At 67.8% G+C, this 18,497-nt stretch carries 14 protein-coding genes and 1 pseudogene; 7 read left to right on the top strand and 8 right to left on the bottom strand.

Features of this window, described 5'->3' with window-relative positions; translation table 11 throughout:
- Positions 1 to 2 precede the first annotated feature (2 nt).
- Genes WK25_RS20985 through WK25_RS20995 form a run of 3 tightly spaced genes read right to left on the bottom strand, consistent with a single transcriptional unit; the run spans position 3 to position 2,836 of the window.
- Positions 3 to 797 (bottom strand): ABC transporter permease, encoded by a 795-nt coding sequence (locus WK25_RS20985; protein ID WP_069242634.1) that lies wholly within the window; start codon positions 795 to 797, stop codon positions 3 to 5.
- Positions 794 to 1,753, bottom strand: coding sequence for an ABC transporter permease (locus WK25_RS20990; RefSeq protein ID WP_069242635.1), 960 nt, complete (start codon positions 1,751 to 1,753; stop codon positions 794 to 796). The genes WK25_RS20985 and WK25_RS20990 overlap by 4 nt, the downstream gene beginning before the upstream one ends.
- The gene (locus WK25_RS20995; protein ID WP_069242636.1) at positions 1,754 to 2,836 is read right to left on the bottom strand and encodes an ABC transporter ATP-binding protein; all 1,083 of its coding nucleotides are present in this window, start codon (positions 2,834 to 2,836) and stop codon (positions 1,754 to 1,756) included. It abuts the gene before it with no gap.
- A 293-nt stretch (positions 2,837 to 3,129) separates the two neighbouring features.
- On the opposite strand from WK25_RS20995, the gene WK25_RS21000 reads away from it, so the two are divergent.
- The 6 genes and pseudogenes from WK25_RS21000 to WK25_RS21025 all read left to right on the top strand — a co-directional run bounded on the left by WK25_RS21000 (position 3,130) and on the right by WK25_RS21025 (position 9,293).
- The gene (locus WK25_RS21000) at positions 3,130 to 4,020 is read left to right on the top strand and encodes an IclR family transcriptional regulator (protein ID WP_040139191.1); all 891 of its coding nucleotides are present in this window, start codon (positions 3,130 to 3,132) and stop codon (positions 4,018 to 4,020) included.
- Between the two features lie 309 nt (positions 4,021 to 4,329).
- Complete coding sequence (locus tag WK25_RS21005; protein ID WP_083253060.1) at positions 4,330 to 5,472, top strand: porin; 1,143 nt, start codon at positions 4,330 to 4,332, stop codon at positions 5,470 to 5,472.
- A gap of 81 nt (positions 5,473 to 5,553) precedes the next feature.
- A pseudogene (locus WK25_RS32440) lies at positions 5,554 to 5,640 on the top strand (hypothetical protein); the annotation flags it as partial.
- Positions 5,641 to 5,747: 107 nt separating this feature from the next.
- Positions 5,748 to 7,226, top strand: coding sequence for a sodium:solute symporter family protein (locus tag WK25_RS21015; RefSeq protein ID WP_069242637.1), 1,479 nt, complete (start codon positions 5,748 to 5,750; stop codon positions 7,224 to 7,226).
- An 81-nt stretch (positions 7,227 to 7,307) separates the two neighbouring features.
- Positions 7,308 to 8,780: an amidohydrolase family protein gene (locus tag WK25_RS21020; protein WP_069242638.1), complete on the top strand. Its 1,473-nt coding sequence runs from the start codon at positions 7,308 to 7,310 to the stop codon at positions 8,778 to 8,780.
- Between the two features lie 129 nt (positions 8,781 to 8,909).
- Positions 8,910 to 9,293, top strand: a complete 384-nt coding sequence (locus WK25_RS21025) for a hypothetical protein (protein WP_069242639.1) — start codon at positions 8,910 to 8,912, stop codon at positions 9,291 to 9,293.
- A 113-nt stretch (positions 9,294 to 9,406) separates the two neighbouring features.
- Here WK25_RS21025 and WK25_RS21030 read toward each other — a convergent pair whose 3' ends face one another.
- The 4 genes from WK25_RS21030 to WK25_RS21045 all read right to left on the bottom strand — a co-directional run bounded on the left by WK25_RS21030 (position 9,407) and on the right by WK25_RS21045 (position 15,665).
- A complete protein-coding gene (locus WK25_RS21030; protein WP_069242640.1) occupies positions 9,407 to 10,969 on the bottom strand; it encodes a methyl-accepting chemotaxis protein in 1,563 nt (520 codons plus the stop codon).
- 464 nt (positions 10,970 to 11,433) lie between these two features.
- The gene (locus tag WK25_RS21035) at positions 11,434 to 12,912 is read right to left on the bottom strand and encodes an alkaline phosphatase family protein (protein WP_069242641.1); all 1,479 of its coding nucleotides are present in this window, start codon (positions 12,910 to 12,912) and stop codon (positions 11,434 to 11,436) included.
- 532 nt (positions 12,913 to 13,444) lie between these two features.
- On the bottom strand, positions 13,445 to 14,680 hold the full coding sequence (locus WK25_RS21040; RefSeq protein WP_069242642.1) for a cyanate transporter: 1,236 nt from the start codon (positions 14,678 to 14,680) through the stop codon (positions 13,445 to 13,447).
- Positions 14,681 to 14,807: 127 nt separating this feature from the next.
- Positions 14,808 to 15,665, bottom strand: a complete 858-nt coding sequence (locus tag WK25_RS21045) for a helix-turn-helix transcriptional regulator (RefSeq protein ID WP_040139199.1) — start codon at positions 15,663 to 15,665, stop codon at positions 14,808 to 14,810.
- Positions 15,666 to 15,760: 95 nt separating this feature from the next.
- Between WK25_RS21045 and WK25_RS21050 the strand changes: the two genes are divergently transcribed.
- Positions 15,761 to 16,654, top strand: a complete 894-nt coding sequence (locus WK25_RS21050) for an SDR family oxidoreductase (protein ID WP_059546276.1) — start codon at positions 15,761 to 15,763, stop codon at positions 16,652 to 16,654.
- Positions 16,655 to 16,704: 50 nt separating this feature from the next.
- Here WK25_RS21050 and WK25_RS21055 read toward each other — a convergent pair whose 3' ends face one another.
- The gene (locus tag WK25_RS21055; RefSeq protein WP_059546278.1) at positions 16,705 to 18,081 is read right to left on the bottom strand and encodes an FAD-containing oxidoreductase; all 1,377 of its coding nucleotides are present in this window, start codon (positions 18,079 to 18,081) and stop codon (positions 16,705 to 16,707) included.
- Positions 18,082 to 18,497: the final 416 nt, after the last annotated feature.

The raw sequence follows: 18,497 nt of genomic DNA on the forward strand, positions 1-18,497 counted from the left end.
CGTCAATGTTGGCCGATCAGAATGCGGTTCAGGCCGTACACGCGATCAAGCAGCAGCATCGCGCCGGCCGTGATGAAGATGACGAGCGTCGATACCGACGCCATCATCGGATCGATCGATTCGGTCGCGTACATGTACATGCGCACCGGCAGCGCGACCGTTTGCGGCGACGTGACGAAGATCGACATCGTCAGTTCGTCGAAGCTGTTGATGAACGCGAGCAGCCAGCCCCCGGTAATGCCGGGCACGATCATCGGCAGCGTGATGCGGCGGAACGTCGTCCACGGATCGGCGCCGAGCGAGCACGCAGCGTGCTCGACGCTGCGGTCGAGCCCCGCGACGGATGCGAGCACGAGCCGCATCACGAACGGCGTGACGACGATCACGTGCGCGGCCACCAGCCACGCGAACGAGCCGGTCGCGCCGATCAGCGCGAAGAAGCGAAGCAGCGCGATGCCGAGCACGAGACCGGGGATCACGAGCGGCGACAGCAGCAGCCCGTTCAGGAACGCACGGCCTGGAAACGTCGCGCGGCCGATTGCGAGCCCTGCCGGCAATGCGATCGCGAGCGACAGCGTGGCCGATGCGAACGCGAGCTTCACGCTGTTCGCGAACGCGGTGACGAAGTCCGGATAGTCGAGAATCGCGCGGAACCAGCGCAGCGACAGACCGTGCGTGGGCAGCGTCAGCGTCTCGTCCGGCGTGAACGCGACCAGTACGACGATCGCGAGCGGCGCGAGCACGAACAGGATCACGAGCGTGTGGAACGCGAGCGCGAAGGGGCCGTTCTTTCTCATCGGGAAGCGCCTCCGAGGGTGCGCGCGTAGCGGCGTTCGAGCACGCGGTAGTAGGTGAGCATCACGACCAGGTTCGCGACGAGCAGCAGCACCGCGATCGTCGCGCCGAGCGGCCAGTTCAGCGAACCGAGGAACTCGTCGTAGACGGTGGTTGCCGCGACCTTGAGGCGCCGGCCGCCGAGCAGGCCGGGAATCGCGAACGCGCTTGCCGATAGCCCGAACACCATCAGGCTGCCGGACAGCACGCCGGGCATCAGTTGCGGCACGACGATGCGGCGCAGTGTGGTGAAGGGCGACGCGCCGAGCGACAGCGCCGCATGCTCGGTCTGCGGATCGAGCCGCTGCAATGCGGTCCACACCGGGATCACCATGAACGGCAGCATCACGTGCACGAGCGCGATCACGATCGCGAACGTCGTGTATTCGAGCTTGTACGGGCCGAGGCCGACGAGCGCGAGCGTCTGGTTCACGAGGCCGCTCGTGTTCAGCAGCATGCTCCAGCCAAACGCGCGCACGACGACCGACACGAGCAGCGGCGCGAGGATGACGAGCAGGAACAGCGAACGCCACGGATCGCGCATTTTCGACAGCACGTATGCTTCCGGCGTGCCGATCGCGACGCAGATCGCGGTCGTGAGCGCGGCGATGCCGAACGTGCGCGCGAAGATCGTATGGAAGTACGATGCGCCGAGCACTTCCGCGTAGTTGCCGAAGTGGAACGCGGCGATCGGGCCGGTGGCCGGATCGTAACGGTAGAACGTCAGCACGAACGTCATTGCGAGCGGCACGAGCACGAGCGCGGCGAACAGCGCGAACGCGGGTGCGCACATCAGCCACAGCGGCGCATGCGCGCGCCATGTCGCGCGCAGCGCGCGGCCGCCGGCCGCACCGCGCGGTGCGGTATCGGACGGCGCGGCTGCGGCTGCGCTCGGCAGCGGGCGGGTCGGCTGTGCCATTCAGGCCTCCCGGCGCATCACGCGCACCGCGTCGCTGTGCCAGTCGACGCCGACCGGTGCACCCTCCGCGAGCGGCTCGGCGCCTTCGTTCTGGCAGCACACGAGCACTTCGCCGAGCGCGCTGTCGACGCGGTACAGCCACTGGCTGCCGAGGAAGAAGCGGCTCGTGACGGTCGCGGCGAAGCGGCCGGCGCCGGGCGCGCACAGCCGCAATTTCTCGGGACGGATGCAAACCGACACGGCATCGCCGATGCGCACGTCGCGCTCGCGCGCGGGCAAATGCGCGGTGCGCCCCGTTTCCGCGAGATCGTGGCCGAGGTCGATCCGGATCGCATCGCCGTCGTGCGCGACGATCGTGCCGGGCAGCAGGTTGGCCTTGCCGATGAACTGCGACACGAAAGGGTTCTCCGGGCGTTCGTACGCGCGGTATGGCGTATCCGTCTGCGTGATGCGCCCGGCCTCCATCACGACCACGCGATCGCTGATCGACAGCGCTTCCGATTGATCGTGCGTGACCATGATCGTCGTCGTGCCGATCTTGCGCTGGATCGCACGCAGTTCGAACTGCATGTCCTCGCGCAGCTTCGCGTCGAGGTTCGACATCGGCTCGTCGAGCAGCAGCACCGGCGGTTCGATCACGACCGCGCGCGCGATCGCGACGCGCTGCCGCTGGCCGCCGGACAGCTCGCGCGGGTAACGGTGCGCGAGCGCGTCGAGACGCACGAGCGCAAGCGCGGCGCGGATGCGATCCGCGCGCTCGGCCTTGTCGATGCCGCGCATGTCGAGCCCGAAGCCGACGTTCTCGGCCACGCTCATGTGCGGAAACAGCGCATAGCTCTGGAACACGATGCCGAGCCCGCGGCGGTTCGGCTTCATGTGCGTGATGTCCCGCCCGTCGAGCGTGACGCGGCCGCGCGTGACGTCGACGAAGCCGGCGATCATCTGCAGCGTCGTGGTCTTGCCGCAGCCTGACGGCCCGAGCAGCGACACGAACTCGCCTTGCTCGACCGACAGGTTGACGTCCGCGACGGCGGTGAGGTTGCCGAACGATTTCGTCAGATCCGTAAGCGTGAGAAACGACATGGGATGCTCCGGGTGTGCGCACCGGATGGCCGGTGCGTCATTGACGCGGACTCTAGCCAGCCATATTTCGGCGCGTCAATTTGGAATTCTGTTCAACGAGAGGAATTTCGGAAAAATTCCGATGAGTGGAACGGATACGCGCGCCCGCAAAAAATCGTTCCGTTCAATGAAGCGCGGCCGGGCCGTGAAATCGCACGTCAATCCGGTGCACACCCGGATGCCCGGCGTTTTTCGGCGGGACGACAATGACGTTTCACGTATTCCATTGAACGAAATCATCGAGGAGAACCGGCATGCAGGAATCCCCTTTGCGCGGAACGTCGCGTGGCGCGCGCATGCCGCATCCGGACGACGACGCAGCAGCGAACGCAGCCGGCGCGCCGGGCAGCGGCATGCTGCAGCGCGCGTTCGCGATTCTGCGCGCACTGGCCGGCATGCAGCAGGACGGCGTGCGCGTCACGCACCTCGCGAAGGCGGTCGGCCTGACGCAGGGCACCGCGCACCGGATCCTGCAGTCGCTGATCGCCGAGGGAATGGTTGAGCAGGACGAGCAATCGAAACTGTATCGACTGAGTGTCGATTTCTTCGCGCTTGCCGCGCTGGCCGGTAATCCGAGCAGCATGCGCACGTTGTGCCGGCCTGCGCTGCTGCGGCTGTGCGCGAGCCTCGGCGAGACGATCTTCCTGCTCGTGAAGAGCGGCTTCGACGCAGTGTGCCTCGATCTGTGCGAAGGCCCGTTTCCGATCCGCTCGTTTACCGGCGACATCGGCGGGCGCATCGCGCTCGGCGTCGGGCAGGGCAGCCTCGCGATCCTCGCGTTCCTGCCCGAAGCGGAGCGCGAGGAAGTGATCCGCTTCAACGTGCCGCGCATTCGCGGCTACGGCGTGCTCGACGAGGTGTACCTGCGCACCGAGATCGAACGCGTGCGGCAACTCGGCTACGCAGGCCGCAACAGCGGCGTGCTCGACGGGATGGCCGGCGTTGCGGTGCCGATCCTCGATCGCACCGGCTACCCGGTCGGTGCGCTGAGCGTCGGCACGCTCGCGTCGCGGCTCGGCGACGACCGGATGCCGATGGTCGTCGAATTGTTGCGCCGCCAGGCCGATGCGATTGGCCCGCGTACGAATCCGTTCGACGCCGCGCTGCGTCGGCCGATGCACGGGCTCTCCGGGAAAACCGCATAGACGCGCGTGAGCGCATCGTACGTCGCCGTTTCGTCGGCTTGCTTACGCAAGCCATTCACGTCCGATCCACATGCGCCGCGTCCCGCGAGCCTGCATGCTTTCCATTGGCTTGCCGACGTACACCTTGCACCGCAGTCTCCGCCTCACTCGCCTCCATTCGATTTTCAACTGCAGGCCAGTTGAACATTTCATTTCTTGATGTGATTGCGGCTGGATACCATCCAGCCACTGTCTATACAAGCCGACCGGCGCGTATGGCCAGCATCAACGAAACACAACACAACATCGACAAGAAAGTTTGGAGACGACATGACGGAGATGATGCGAACGATGGACGGGAGCGGGCGTAGCGCGCGCAGAGGCGCGGCCGTCGCCATCGCGATCGCGTTTGCCGGCGCCGCGCACGCGCAGTCGACGGTCACGCTGTACGGGATCGTCGACGCCGGCGTGACCTACGCGAACAACGTGAAGGGCCATGCGCTGTGGCAATTCACGGGCGGCAACGAATCGGGGCCGCGCTGGGGCCTGATCGGCAGCGAGGATCTCGGCGGCGGGCTGAAGGCGAACTTCCGGCTCGAGAACGGCTTCAACGTCGCGAACGGCGCGCTCGGGCAGGGCGGACGGATGTTCGGACGCTCCGCGTGGGTCGGCCTGAGCGGCGCGAACTGGGGCGCGGTGACGCTCGGCCGCCAGTACAACTCGACGCAGGACATCCTCGGCTCGCTGCAGATGAGCAGCTTTCTCGCGCAGTACTCGACGCACCCGTTCGACAACGACGACATCAACAACACGTTCCGCACCAACAACGCGATCAAGTACGTATCGCCGACGATCGCCGGGCTGCAGGCGAATCTGATGTACGGGTTCTCGAACGCGACGGGCTTCGCGAACGACAACAGCTGGAGCGCCGGGCTCACGTACGTACACGGGCCGCTCAATGCCGGCGCCGCGTACGCGCGCGTGAACCATCCGGCGGCCAGCGCGACGGGCGCGGTCGCGTCCGACAACTACTACCCGGGCGCGGCGTCGGTGTTCGGCGCCGGCTTGTCGGGCGCGGTGCGCCAGCAGATCTGGGGCGCCGGCGCGAGCTACACGATCGGGCCGGCGACGCTCGGGCTGCTGTACACCGGTTCGAATTTCGGCCAGGCGACGGGCGGCGCGCTGCGCTTTGGCAACTACGAAGGCAGCGTGCGATACCTGATCACGCCCGCGCTGATGGCCGCAGCCGGCTACACCTATACGAAGGTCGCGCGCGGCGACGACGGCGGCCACTATCAGCAGGTGTCGGCGGGCTTGCAGTACCTGCTGTCGAAGCGCACCGACGTGTACGTGAACGGCTTCTTCCAGAAGGCGTCGTCCGGTGTCGGTCACGCGTGGATCGACGGCACCGACGGGCCGTCGTCGACGCAATCGCAGGTCGCGGTGGTGGTCGGCATTCGCCAGAAGTTCTGAGGTCCTGACGCGTTCGCGCGTGCCCCGAAGGAGTCAACGATGAAATTCAAACTGTTGCTGGCGGCGCTGCCGTTCGTCGGGATGTACACCGGCGGCGCGCTCGCCGAAGTGCGGCCGCTGCTGTTCGGCCTGCCGTTCCTGCTCGTGTGGAACCTGCTCTGGATGGCGGCCACCGCCGCGATTCTCGCGATCCTGTTCCACCTCGACGAACGCGATGCGCGCGACGGGCAACGCGAACGCGACTTGGCCCGCGACGGCCGCACGGGAGACGCGCGATGAATGCATCGATCATCATCATCGCGGCGTTCGCCGTGTTCGCGCTCGCGATCGGCGTGATGGCGCGGCGCGGCCGCAAGCTCACGCTTGAACAGTGGGCAGTGGGAGGGCGCGGTTTCGGTTCGCTGCTCACGTTCCTGCTGATGGCCGGCGAGGCGTTCTCGACGTTCTCGTTCCTCGGTGCGAGCGGCTGGACCTACAGCAAGGGCGTGCCCGCGTTCTACATCCTGTCGTACGGCTGCCTCGCATTTGTGATCGGTTACTGGATGCTGCCTGCGGTGTGGCGCTACGCGAAGGCGCGCGGGCTCGTGTCGTTCGCCGACTACTTCGCGTCGAAATACGACAGCCGCGCGATCGGCGTGCTCGTGTCGGTGGTCGCCGTGTTCGCGATGGTGTCGCTGTTGATGATCCAGCTTCGCGGCCTCGGCGTGATCGTGTCGGAGATGTCGTACGGGCTGATTCCGCAGGCGGCCGCGATCTGGATTGCCGCGACGCTGATGGCCGTGTACATGGTCGTGTCTGGCATTCACGGCTCGGCGAGCATCGCGATCTTCAAGGACGTGCTGATTCTGGCGATCGCGATCTTCCTCGGCCTGTATCTGCCGATCCACTACTACGGCGGCCTGGGCGAGATGTTTGCGAAGATCGACGCCGCGCATCCCGAACTGCTGCGCATGCCCGAGCACGGTTTCAACCTCAGCTGGTACAACTCGACGATCCTGCTCACGTCGCTCGGCTACTACCTGTACCCGCACGGCTTCACCGCGATCTACGTCGCGAAGGACGAACGCGCGTTGCGCCGCAACGTGATCCTGATGCCGCTGTACCAGGTGCTGATCGCGTTCCTGTTTCTCGTCGGCTTCGCGGCCGTGATGACCGTGCAAGGGCTCGAAGGCGCACAGACCGACCTCGCGCTGCTGCGGCTGGTGAAGCAGACGTTCCCGGCATGGTTCGTCGGCATCGTCGGCGGCACGGGACTTCTGACCGCGCTGGTGCCGGGCTCGCTGATCATGCTGAACGCATCGACGACGATCGCACGCAACATCTATCGGGAAGGCTTCGCACCTCATGCGACCGATCGCCAGGTAACGCGCGTCGCGCGGATCGCGCTGCCGATCTTCACGCTGGTGGTCGTGTATTTCGTGCTGCGCGGGGGCGCGACGTTCGTCACGCTCGCGATCTTCTCGTCGAGCCTGCTCACGCAGCTCGTGCCGATGCTCGCGTCGAGCTTTCTGAAGCGGCCGTTCGGTACGCGCGAAGGCGCGTTCGCCGGGATCGTGGCCGGCGCGATCGTGATCGCAATGACGAACTACTACGGCGTGACGCTCGCGTCGCTGTTCCCCGGCGCGTCGAGCACGCTGACGTCGATCAATCCGGGGCTCGTCGCGCTTGTCGCGAACGCAGTAGTGTTCATCGCGATCAGCGCGGTGCAGCGCAAGCTGAAGGCGCGGGTGTCCGCGCCGGCCCGCTCCGCGTAACGACCGCTGCGGCCGGCCGCCGGGCGGTTGTTCCGCTCGGCGGCATTCGCATCATTTCGAACCGAAACAGGACTCCAGACGATGACCACCGACGACAGGCACGCCGACCGGCGCGAAGCAATCGATACGCTGATCGCGAACGGCTGCGTAATCACGATGGACCCGCAGCGCCGCGTGATCGGGAACGGCGCGGTTGCGGTAAGCGGCGATCGTATCGTCGCGGTCGGCGACACCGCGGAGCTGCAGGCGCGCTACCGCGCCGCGCGCACGATCGATGCGCGCCGCAAGGCCGTGCTGCCGGGGCTGATCGATTCGCACGCGCACGCGGGGCACGCGATGCTGCGCACGATCGGCGGCGCGGACGGCGATGCATGGTCGGCCGCGGCCGAAACGATCTACACGCGCGCATCGGACGAGGCGTTTTGGGAAACCGAATCGCATCTTGCGGCGCTCGAGCGGCTGAAGGCCGGCGTGACGACGGGTGTGTCGCTGCTCGGCGGCGGCAATTCGATCATGCGCGTCGACGATCCGGTCTATGCGAGGCGTCATTGCGATGCGGTGGTGCGCACCGGCACGCGCTCGATCGTCGCCGTCGGCCCGTCGCGCCCGCCCGCGCCGCGCGCTTATACGCGCTACACGCCGCACGGCGCCGATACGCAAGACATCGATTTCGACACGATGTACGACGTGTGCGAGGACATCGTCGACGCGTGCCACGGCGATGCCGGCGGCCGGATCAGGATCGCGCTCACGCTGCCGGTGTACGGGCCGCAGCACGATCCGGAACTCGCACAGTACGAGCGCGAGTTTCGCGACCAGGCGGCGCGCTATCGCGCGCTCGCGCGCGAGCGCGGGCTGACGTTCACGCAGGACGGCCATCGCGCCGGCACGCTCGCGTTCGCACATCGCGAGCTCGGGCTGCTCGGCCCGACGTCGTTCATGTCGCACAGCATCGATCTGACCGACGACGACGTCGCCGCGTGCGTGGAGACGGGTACAGCGATCGTTCACAATCCGAGTGCGATCATGTCGATCATCGGCCGCTGCCCGGTGCCCGAGCTGATCGATGCGGGCGTGACGGTCGCGATTGCATCGGATGGCGCGGCGCCCGATCGCGGCTACGACATGTTCCGTCACATGTGGCAGTGCATGCACTACCATCGCCGCCATTTCCGCGACCCCGACGTGCTGCCGCACGGCAAGGTGCTCGAGATGGTGACGATCGATGCGGCGAAGGCCCTGTCGCTCGATCGCGAGATCGGCTCGCTCGAAGCCGGCAAGCTCGCCGACGTCATCCTCGTCGACCTGTTCCGCCCGCACATGATGCCGATGAACATGCCCGTGCACCGCGTCACGTGTTTCGCGAATGCGGCCGACGTGTGCATGACGATGGTCGGCGGGCGCGTGCTGATGGAGGATCGCCGTGTTCTGTCGGTCGACGAAGGCGAGATTCTCGAACGCGTGATGACGGTAGCGGACACGATGATCGAGCGCAGCGGCCTGCATCCTCTGCTCGACGCGCCGAAGACGCTGTGGCGGCGTAGCCGCTACTGAGCGCTGTCGCGGTCGCGGTGCTTCGCACGGCGCCCGATCGGCGCGGCCGGCCCCAATAGGGGCGGTTTTTTTGCTATCTCCGTTGACGGGGCGTGCTAGGATTTCCGTCAAACAACTCCGGAGACTGCTATGCCGTTCATCTGTGAAAACGTTGAATGCCGTGCCGTGCTGGCTCGCGGGCAAGTCAAGGCCAGTCACGAAGACGCCGGGTGGTGCTTTTACTGCCCGGACTGCAAGGCCCGGAACGAGTTGATGGAGGTCGGCGTGCCAGGCGGTCCCGTCGAGTTGATTCAGCCGGAGCGAGCCGGTCCGCCGCACCGCATCATTGCGACGGCCCGCGTGCTGGAGGACGGCCGCTTCGCGGCGCAACTGCGCGTTCAGCGTGCGCTCCCCGTGAAAGGCACCTACGCGGCCGAAGAGCGCTGGGATGAGCTCGGCGTATTCGCCGATGCACAGGAAGCGGTCGCGCACGCGAAGTCGTTCGCGACGGACCTGTTGGCACGGGCCGCGTAGCCGCAAGCCGCCCGCCTGCCGACCCGCATGCCGCCGTCACGGCACCGCGCTGCGGCCCGATGTCGCGACGTGCGGTCGCGCCGGCGCGCGGACACGTCGGGCTGCCGCGCGCGTCATGCCGCCGCGCTTTCGCGCAGCCTGAACTGCGCGACTGCGTCGCTGAGCCGCGCGCCCTGATCTTCCAGCGACAGCGCCGCGGCAGCGGCCTCTTCGACCAACGCGGCGTTGCGCTGCATCGTCTGCTCCATCTGGATCACGGCCGCATTCACCTGTTCGATGCCGGACGTTTGCTCGTCGAACGCGATGCTCGTTTCGCCCATGATCGCGTTCACGCGCTCGACCGCCGCGACGAGTTCCGTCATCGCTGCGCCGGCGAGCGCGACGAGACTGCTGCCGTCTTCGACGCGTTGCGTCGAATCGCCGATGAGTTCGCGAATTTCCTTCGCGGCCGACGCGCAACGCTGCGCGAGCCCGCGCACCTCCGTGGCGACCACCGCGAAACCACGCCCCTGTTCGCCGGCGCGCGCCGCTTCGACGGCGGCGTTCAGCGCGAGGATGTTCGTCTGGAACGCGATGCTTTCGATTACGCCGACGATGCCGGAAATGCGCGCCGAGCTGTTCGATATCGACGACATCGTTTCGACGACGCGCTGCATCGCATCTCCGCCACGCGTCGCGATCCCGGCGGCGCCTTCGGCGTAAGTGCGGGCGTCGCGTGCGTTGTCCGCGTTCTGGCGTACGGTCGCGGTCAGCTGCTCGACACTTGCCGCTGCCTGCTGCAGCGACACGGCCTGCTGCTCCGTGCGCGTGGACAGATCGACGTTGCCGCTCGCGATCGTGCGCACGTCGCCGACGATCGTCTCCGTGCTCGCGCGCACCTGCGTGACGGTTTCGACGAGGCCGTCCTGCATCCGCTTCAACGCGCCCAGCAGATACGCCATTTCGTTTTCGCCACGAATGGCGACCGTGCCGGTCAGGTCGCCTTTCGAGATCCTGTCGAACTGCGCGACGGCCAGATGGATCGGCGCGATGATCGCCTTCGCGAGCACGCGCTGCGCAATGAAGCCGATCACCAGTGCGAACGCGGCGACGGCCGCCATCGCCCACACGATCCGGTGGAAACGCTCGCCGGCCGCGTCGTAGCGCGCCTTCTGGCGCGCGACCTGGAACGCTTCGAGCGCGTCGATCGCATCCTGGTACGCGGTGAAGAGCGCGGGCGGCGTGTTGCGGTGCGTGTCGAGGAAGTCGAACGAATTGTCCTGGTCCAGCTGCGACATCGCCTTCAGGAATACCTGGTCGAGCAGCGTGCGGCGCCGGCTCTCCAGCGTATCGAACAGCGTTTGCTCGTCGGCGTCGCGTGCATGCAGCCGCGCGTACGCATCCAGTTCGTCGTTGCTTTGCTTGAGAAGCGTGTGCAGCTGCGCGATTTCCGTCTTCGCGGGCTGTCCGGCGCTGATGATCTGCGCGACGTCGCTCACGCGCTCGCGCAGCACGAGCATGCGCTCGGAGCTGGTTTTCAGGTGCAGCAGCGACGCGGTGTCGTCGCGGTACATCGCCTCGAGCGAGTTGTTGCCGGCGTAGAGCGCGGCAATGCACGCGCCGACGACCAGCACGAGCAGCGTCGTATAGCCGGCGATAGTCGCGACGAGTCCGCCGCGGATGGTGAGTTTTCGCATGACGTTCCCTTGCCGGCGGCCCGAAGGGCGACCGACGGCGGATATGAATTCCGGATCACGAACGACGAGCGGCGCCGCATCGCAATGCGGGGCGCTGGGATTGCGTACGGGATAACGGCACGCGCGGGCGAACGGTTTTGTCTGCACGCGACGTCGATCTGAGCGTGCGCGACACGAGGATGTTCGGGATCCGGAAACGGGGGAATGAACGCGTCGTTCCGGGAAACGGCAACGCGCGGGGCGTCGGGTGCGCATCGCCGCCCGGCATGCACCGGAACCGCTTGGTGCGCCCGGTTATCGGCCGGCGATTTGCGCGCAGTCGCAGCGCCGGACGGAACGCGCGCCGTGCGTGAAAGCGCCTGCCTGAAGGAAAGACGAAGAGACGCAGTGCGCGCGGCGCATTCGCGCGGCGGTGCGCGGACGGCCGCACCGGATACGATCGCAGCTGCCGCGCACGCGCGAAATCAGCTGCCGGTCTGGAACCCCAGCGCCGCCGCCTTCGCGCGCAATTCCGAGAAACGTTCGGCGGTCGGATTGGCCGCCATTTTCGCCGGATCGACGCCGGATACCGAGCTGGACGGCGAAGGTGCGGTGGCGCCTGCGCACGCTCCGGCGAACGGCCCCTGCGCGACCGTGAACGCCGGCGCGTCCGTGCGCGGTGCGCCGCCCAGATCGAGTGCGTACGCGAGATTGAAGGTTGCCGGATCGCTGCCGCGCACGCCGAGCGGCTTCAGTCCGAAGCGCCACTGCAGCAGCGCGTGAATCGAACTCGGATCGAACGGATAGCGCGTTACCGTGCCCGCGCGGACACGCGGACCGAGCAGTGCAAGCGGCACGCGACAGCCGAGCTTGCCGTCGTTGCCGAGTGCCAGCTCGTTGTTGCTGATCGGCCGGGTCGGCGGTACGACGTGCTCGAGAAAGCCGCCCCATTCGTCGTACACGACGATCATCAACGTGCGGCTCCACGCGGGACTCGTGCGCAGCGCGTCATACACCTGGTTCAGAAATGCCTGGCCGTTGCGGATGTCCGCATGCGGATGGTCGTCGGCGGACGTCCCTTCCTGCTCGCCCGCGAATGCCGGGTCGACCATGCAGAACGACGGCAGCGTTCCCGCTGCCGCGTCCGACAGGAATGACGAGAACGGGTGCGAGATGCCAACATGGCGCGTACCGTACAGCGCGGTGAACGGCACGTCGTGATAGTAGTAGTTGCAATCGACTTTGGCGTCGCTCAGGTTGTCCCAGATCGTGCGGAGCGACGAGGTGTCCACGGAGTCGGTGAGACGATCCGTGGCGCCGCTGTGCAGGTAAATGCGATTCGGAAACGTGTTGGCCAGGATGCCGGTGAAGTAAAAGTCGCCGATCGTGTAGCTGCTCGCGACCGCGCTGAAGAACGGCAGGTCCGCCTGCGTGTAGTAGCCGATCGGCAGCAGATCGCCCTGCGTCAGGCTCGTGCCCGGCGTGAGGAGCCAGCCGTTCATCTCGCCCGAAGCCAATTGTGTGCGGCCGCCCTGGTACGTGTGGTTCGGATCGTGGTACGCGCACGCCTGATAGCCGTACGCGGGATCGGCCGAGAGCGCGAAGGGCGCGTGCGTCGCGCCGAACGCATCCTTGAACTGCCGGTTGGCGGGCATGCCCTCGGCGCCCGGAACCCAGCTCAGGTAGTGATCGAACGAACGATTCTCCATCGTGACCAGCACGATATGGTCGATGCCGGAACTTGCGGGGTCGGGCAGCGCCGGCCGCGGCAGGCTGTAGCGGTTGCCCGCGTTAGGCGAGGGCGTGTCGCCGATCGACGGTGCGGCCGCGTTGCCGTCCGGGCTCGATATGTCGCCGTCGCCGCCGCCCCCGCAACCCGGCAGCGCGACGCTGCCGGCCACCGCGGCAACTCCGGCGAGAAAACGGCGGCGATCGTAGCGCCGATATCCATTCGTATCGTCCATGACTGCGTCTCCTTCATTATTGGATGCGGCGCAGGCGAGCCCGGCACGCATCGCAGCCGCGGAGCGATGCGCACTCGCGGTCCCAAGGAATGCGAGCGGCGGAAACGCGCAAACCGCGTTCCCGTCGACGCCCGTTCATGCTTCTTCGCCCATGCGCCGCGGTGCGGGACCTCGCTCGCAGCCCGGCCGCACCGGTCATGCAGCGTGCGAGTATCGTCGCGCCGTTCGCGCGCACGCCGCCGACAATGCCATCGTCATACGTTTGTTCGACGCCATTGCGCGGCACGTCGAGCAAAAAGGAATCGGTGGCTCGCCAATGCAAACGGGCGCCGCACTCGTGCGACGCCAGCTGGTACGTGCGGCCGGCTGCCGCCGGTTGCGCTGCCGGTTCAGTTGTAAATGTCGAATGAGAAGTATTTCTTCGCGATGCGCTGATATGTGCTGGCGTGACGGCCCGCGCCCGGCCATGCGCGGGCCGCTGGACGTGCGCCCGGTGGTGCAGGCGCTCGCGAAGACCGGGAAATGCGGTGAGTCAGTGCCGGTGCGCGGCGGCCCCCATGCGCGCCATACTGCGCCGGTAGCCGGCCGGCGAGAACGCAGCGTTGAGCGCGGCCATCGCCGCGACCACGCCGACATGCATCCACCATGCGATCGCGAAGCCGCCGCCCGCGTCGCGCAGCCAGCCGATCAGCCAGGGGCTCGCCGCGACCGTCAGAAAGCCGACGCCCTGCACGAAGGCGGCGAGCGCGCCCGCGAACCGCGCATCGGGCAAATGGTCGAGCGTGACGATCAGGCTCATCGAGAAGAAACCGCCCAGTCCCAGGCCGACGCTCGCGACCCAGAGCCACGGCGCGAACGCGGGCATCGTTGCGAACCCGGCGAAGCCTGCGGCCTGCAATGCGAGCGTGAGCCACAGCATGGGGCGGCGATCGGACGAACGTTTCGCGAGCAGCGGCATCGCGAGCGCGCCAGCCGCCTGGAGCAGCGCCATTCCTGCGAGCAGATTGCCGCTTGCCTGCGCGCTCATGCCGACGCTCTGATAGAACGCGGGCAGCCACGCGACGAGACTCGCGTAACCGCTATTGCTCAAGCCGAAGAACAGCGCGAGCTGCCACGCACGCGGAATGCGGACGAACGCGCTCACGCGCGCCGCTGCCGGCAGCGCATTCACCGCATCGGACGGCGCCTTCGCGCGCCACAGTGCGAGCGTGACGAGCGCGGGCAGCGCCCATACGGCGAGCGACAGGTGCCAGCCGCCGTGCGTGGCGAGCCACGGGCTCGCGACCGCGCCGAATGCGCCGCCGCCGACGAGCGCCGCCGAATAGAGGCCCATCGCGAGCGGCAGCCGGTCGACGAACCAGCGTTTCGCGAGGCCCGGCGCGAGCGACTGGATTACCGCGACGCCCGCGCCCGCGACGATCGCCGTCACGACGAGGCCCGTGCTGCTGCCGGCCCACAGGCGTGCGCTGCAGCCGGCAGCAATCAGTGCGAGCGCGGCGAGCATCGCGCGCGGTTCGCCGACGCGCCGCGCGAGCCGCACGCCGATGCCGGCGACGACGCCCATCAGCACGAACGGCAGCGTAGTCAGCAGCGCGGCCGCGCGAAAGCCGAGGCCGGTGTCGGCGCGCACGACATCGAGCACCGGGCCGAACGCGGTCAGGAACGGGCGCAGGTTGAGACCGGCCAGCACCAGCAGTAAGAGCGCGCTGCGGGACGCGGAAGCCGCGCGCGTGCGGGGAACGGCTTGCGCGGTGCCGGATTCGGTCATCGGAATGCTCCAGAGGACGGGCCGTGGCCCTGTGATGCGATGCCGAAAGGGTAAAGGCGCGCCCGTCCAGAGGAAAATTAAATATTCGACTGGTGATCAGTGCGGATTGCGATGGCGCCGCGCGCGCCTAGGCAGCCGGCGCGTGCGGTTGCCGTGCCGCGTCACGTGTTGCGACCAGCATCCGGATCCGTGCACGATCGGCCGGCGTCGCAGGCGTGAACACCACGAGCGTCAGATCGGGATGGCTGATCGCCGAGAACGCCGAGTATTCGAGCGCGATCCGGCCGGCCTGCGCATGGCGGATTTCCTTCGTTCCTTCGTGCTGGGAATGGATGTCGTGGCTGCGCCACATCGCGTCGAATTCGGCGCTCGTCGTACGCATCTCGTCGACGAATGCCTGCACTGCCTGCGTCGCACCGCAGCGCGCGACGTCGGCGCGAAACGCGCCTACCGCGAATCGCGCGACGCGTTCCCAGTTCGGTTGCGCATGGCGCACGCCGGCATCGCCGAAGATCAGCCGCAGGATATTGCGCGCGGGCGGCGGCAGCGTCGCGTAGTCGGTGAGCGTCGCGGCGGCCGCGTCGTTCCACGCGACGACGTCCCACGTCGCCGTGCGCACGATCGCGGGGCTCGACTCGAGCGAATCGAGCACGTGCTGCAAACCGGGCGTCACGCCGTTGCTCGCGCGATACCGGACTTCCGGCGGATGGCCGACGCCGATCAGGAACAGGTGCTCGCGTTCGGCGTCGTTGAGCAGCAGCGCGCGAGCGAGCCGGTCGAGCACGTCGGCCGACGGTGCGCCGCCGCGCCCCTGTTCGAGCCACGTGTACCAAGCCGCGCTCACGTTCGCGCGCTGCGCGACTTCCTCGCGCCGCAGGCCCGGCGTGCGGCGGCGCGCGACGGGCAGCCCCAGCGCGGCCGGGTCGAGTTTCTCGCGGCGATCCCGCAGGTATGCGCCGAGCAGGTTGTCGGATGCGTCTGCCATAGCCTGTTAGTTCGTTTACCGGTAAACCGTCACGTCTTCACGGCGCACGACGGTCGACAGATAGTAAGCCTCCAATTCATCCGGAGGTATCGAACATGCGTGTCTTCGTTACGGGAGCGTCGGGTTTCGTCGGCTCCGCGGTGGTCGCCGAACTCGTCGCGGCCGGGCATTCGGTGCTGGGCCTCGCGCGTTCCGACGTGGCCGCGGCGGCAGTTGCGGCAGCGGGCGCCGACGTCCATCGCGGGTCGCTCGAGGATTTGCAGAGTCTTGCGCGGGGCGCCGAGGCCGCCGACGCGGTCATCCACACGGGATTCAACCACGACTTCTCGCGCTTCGCGGAAAATTGCGAACTCGATCGCCGCGCGATCGACACGATCGGCGCGGTACTCGCCGGGTCGGCGCGGCCGCTGCTGGTCACGTCGGGCCTCGCGCTCGTCGCGCCCGGTCGTGCGGCGACCGAGGACGATCCGCACGTGCCGGTGTCGCCTGCCTATCCGCGCGCGTCCGAAGCGGCCGCCGTCGCGCTGGAAGCGCGCGGCGTGTGCGCGTCCGTCGTGCGCCTGCCGCCGTCCGTGCACGGCGACGGCGACCACGCGTTCGTGCCGCGGCTGATCGCGTTCGCGCGAGAAAAGCGCGAGTCGGCTTATCTCGGCGACGGCGGCAATCGCTGGCCGGCCGTGCACCGGCTCGATGCGGCGCGCGTATACCGGCTCGCGGTCGAGCGCGGTGTCGCAGGCGAGCGCTATCACGCGGTCGACGATACCGGCGTGCCGTTTCGCGAGATCGCGGCGGTGATCGGCCGCCGCTTGAACGTGCCGGTCGTGTCGAAATCGGCCGAGCAGGCCGGCGAACACTTCGGCTGGTTCGCGAGGTTCGCCGGAATGGATGCGCCCGCAACGAGCGAGCGTACGCGTGCACTGCTCGGCTGGGCGCCGACGCAGCCCGGATTGCTGGCCGATATCGACCGGCCGCGATACTTCGAAGCGTGACGAACGCGTGCGTGCGGCCAGCGAGCAGGACGTCGCCGGCCCGCGATCGGTCATTGCACCGGATGCAGATCCTGCAACAGCGTGGGCAGCAGTTCCGACACGGTCGGATGAATGTGCATCGCGCGGCTGATCGTCGTGTACGGCGCGCCGGCGGCCATCACGTCGAGCAGCCCGTGCACCACTTCGTCGCCCGTCACGCCGAGGATCGACGCGCCCAGAATCGCATGGGTGTCTGCGTCGACGATCACCTTCATGAAGCCCTGGCTCTCGCCTTTCTCGACCGCGCGGCCGACGCGCGTCATCGGGCGCGTGCCGACCAGCAGCCGGCGGCCGGTCTGCTTCGCTTCGGCGAGCGTCATGCCGACCCGTCCGAGCGGCGGATCGATGTACATCGCATACGCGGGAATGCGGTCGGACACCTTGCGCGGATCGCCGTCGAGCAGGTTCGCCGCGACGATCTCGTAGTCGTTGTACGCGGTGTGCGTGAACGCGCCGCGCCCGTTGCAGTCGCCCAGCGCCCAGATGCCCGGCACGTTGGTGCGCAGTTGATCGTCGACCGTGATGTAGCCGCGCGCGTCGGTCGCGACGCCGGCGAGTTCCAGGCCCAGATCGTCGGTGTTCGGCACGCGGCCGACCGCGAGCAGCAAATGCGAGCCCGCGACTTCGCGGCCGCCGCCGGTGCAGTCGAGGCCGACCACGACACCGTCGCCGTCGCGCCGCGCGTTCAGGCAGTTCGCGTCGAGCTGCACGTCGATGCCTTCGTTCGCGAGAATGTCGCGCACGGCTTGCGACACGTCCTCGTCTTCGCGATGGATCAGGCGCGAGCCTTTCTCGACGATCGTGACCTTGGAGCCGAAGCGCCGGTACATCTGACCGAATTCGAGACCGACGTAGCTGCCGCCGACGATCACGAGATGCCCGGGCAGAAAGTCGACGTCCATCATCGTCGAGTTGGTCAGGTACGGCACCGAGTCGAGGCCCGGCATCTTCGGAATCTGCGCGCGTCCGCCGACGTTGATGAAGACGCGCTCGGCCTCGAGCAGTTCATCGCCGACGCGCACGGCATTCGGGCGCTCGAAGCGGGCATGACCCTGAAACACGGACGTGTTGTCGAGGCCGCGCACCCATTGCTCGACTCCGTGGTTCGAGCGGCCGGACACCCGGTCCTTGCGCGCCTTCACCGCTTTCATGTCGACGCTGACCGGGCCGACCGACACGCCGTACTCTTGCGCGCGCCGAGCGAGCTGCGCCGCGTAGGCGCTCGCGATCAGCGTCTTGGTCGGGATGCATCCGGTGTTCACGCAGGTGCCGCCGAAGCGGCCGCGCTCGATGATCGCGACTTTCATGCCGGCGCCCGCGAGCCGCGCCGCAAGCGGCGGCCCGGCTTGGCCGGTGCCGATGACGATCGCGTCGAAGTGTTGCGTCATGACGTCCTCCTGCGCTGGTTCAACGTGGGAACGGGAACGCGCAAGCCGCGTGCCGCAGCGGCGCGCGCCGGAACGGCGACGAGCGACTATGGTAGACCCGTTGGCCGGTGCGTGCGAGTGCCGGACGGCGCGGCTTCGCGCGATGCTGCGTGGCTGACGCCCGGGCTCGCGAAGTACTCGCGGAAGATCGCTTCGACCGCGGCGGCGGCCCCGGATAGCGGGCGGCTCGGATATCGATCGCGGCTGGCGGGGCGAACGGGCGGGGCGGCGGCCGGCATGGCAGAACCCGGCTGCTTTCGGCCGCCCGCGAAGCGTGCCAGAATCAACGGCTTCATCGTCGGAAATCGACGCAACGCGACGCGACAATGTTGCGATCCGCCCCGCAGGCGCCGGCGCTTCGGCGTCGCTGATCAAGG

It is taken from the genome of Burkholderia latens, from assembly GCF_001718795.1.
Lineage (GTDB): Bacteria > Pseudomonadota > Gammaproteobacteria > Burkholderiales > Burkholderiaceae > Burkholderia > Burkholderia latens_A.